Origin of the sequence: Streptomyces sp. NPDC002793 (assembly GCF_040295485.1) — a bacterium.
GTDB lineage: Bacteria > Actinomycetota > Actinomycetes > Streptomycetales > Streptomycetaceae > Streptomyces.
The window spans coordinates 1-1,443 of sequence record NZ_JBEOVL010000138.1 but is presented as its reverse complement, the minus strand read 5'-3'; the positions used below and the strand labels follow the sequence as shown (position 1 = coordinate 1,443).

The window sequence follows — 1,443 nt, the reverse complement described above, 5'->3', positions numbered from 1 at the left end:
GTAGGGCTTGGTCAGGTCGATGTTGGCGCGGGTATGTCGCGGTGACAGGTGGGGCAGGCGCCGGCCCATGTCGCGAGGATGGTCTGTAGCTCGCGGACGACGCGGTAGAGGCTCAGGCCGGCGCCATGTCTTTTGGGGCTCTGGTCAATCGTTGCAAAGTGCAGAAGGCATGCGCGACAGAGACGAGGGTGACGTGGTGGTGCCAGCCGCCCCAGGTCCGGCCCTCGAAGTGGGCCAGACCAAGGGCCTGTTTCATCTCCCGGTAGTCGTGTTCGATGCGCCAGCGGAGCTTGGCGAGCCGGACCAGGGTGGTCAGCGGGGTGTCGGCGGGCAGGTCGGAGAGCCAGAACTGAACAGGTTCGTCCTGGCCGGCCGGCCACTCGGCCAGGAGCCAGCACTCGGGCAGTTCCGAGCCGCCGGCCGCCTGGCGGACCTCGCGCCCGGCGGGCCGCATCCGCAAAGCCACGAATCGCGAGTACATCCGCTTGAAGCCGCTGCGGCCCGCGCCGGGCCGAGAGCCCTCACGCCATTGCACCGGCTTCGCCGTCCTGCGGCCGGCGGCCATGGCCAGCTGTTTCACCGACTGAGCCTTGTCCGGGTACTTCGCGACCGGTGGGCGTCCGGTCCCGGAGTACGGCTCGGTCACCGGTACGGCTTCGCCTGGCTGGGCCGACATGGTGCTTGAGATGCCCACCACATAGTTGAGGCCACGGGCCTGCAGGCCGAGGCGGAAGGCCGCGGTATCGCCGTATCCGGCATCCGCGACGGCCAGCGGCACTTCGATGCCCCACGAGCGGGTCTCGTCGAGCATGTCGAGTGCGAGCTGCCACTTCTCCACATGCCCGATGTCCTCGGGGATGCCGCAGGCGGTGCGGCGGGCGACCTTGTCCGGGTCCGCCTTCCCGGATCCGGGCGCCCAGGACTCGGGCAGGAACAGCCGCCAGTCGACCGCCGTCGAGGCATGGTCGGAGGCCATGTGCAGGGAGACTCCGACCTGGCAGTTGGTGACCTTGCCCGCAGTCCCGGTGTACTGCCGCGACACGCACGCCGAGGCATTGCCGTCCTTGAGGAACCCGGTGTCGTCGAAGACCAGCGCGGTGGGCCGGATCGCCTTTTCCATCTTCCAGGCCAGCCGGGCCCGCACATGCGCAGGATCCCACGGGCTGGTAGTGATGAAGTGGGCCAGCGCCTGACGATTCCCGTCCCCGCCCAGCCGGGAAGCCATCGGCTCGACCGACTTGCGCTGCCCGTCAGTGAGCAGGCCCCGCAGGTAGACCTGCCCCCACCGACGCTGGTCGTTCCTCGCGAACGGCTCGAAAACCTCCGCCGCGAAGTCCTCCAACTCATCACGCACAGCCGCAATCTCATCCGGAGTCACACCCTGTCAACGCAACACCGACCGAAAGGACACGCTCACCCATGTCCGACCTGACCAAGCCCTAC

The 1,443-nt window shown here is 68.4% G+C and carries 1 protein-coding gene; it reads right to left on the bottom strand.

The annotated features are described in order from the left end of the window. Nucleotides 1-112 precede the first annotated feature (112 nt). A complete protein-coding gene (locus tag ABT001_RS35985; protein ID WP_351285907.1) occupies nucleotides 113-1,378 on the bottom strand; it encodes an IS701 family transposase in 1,266 nt (421 codons plus the stop codon). Nucleotides 1,379-1,443: the final 65 nt, after the last annotated feature.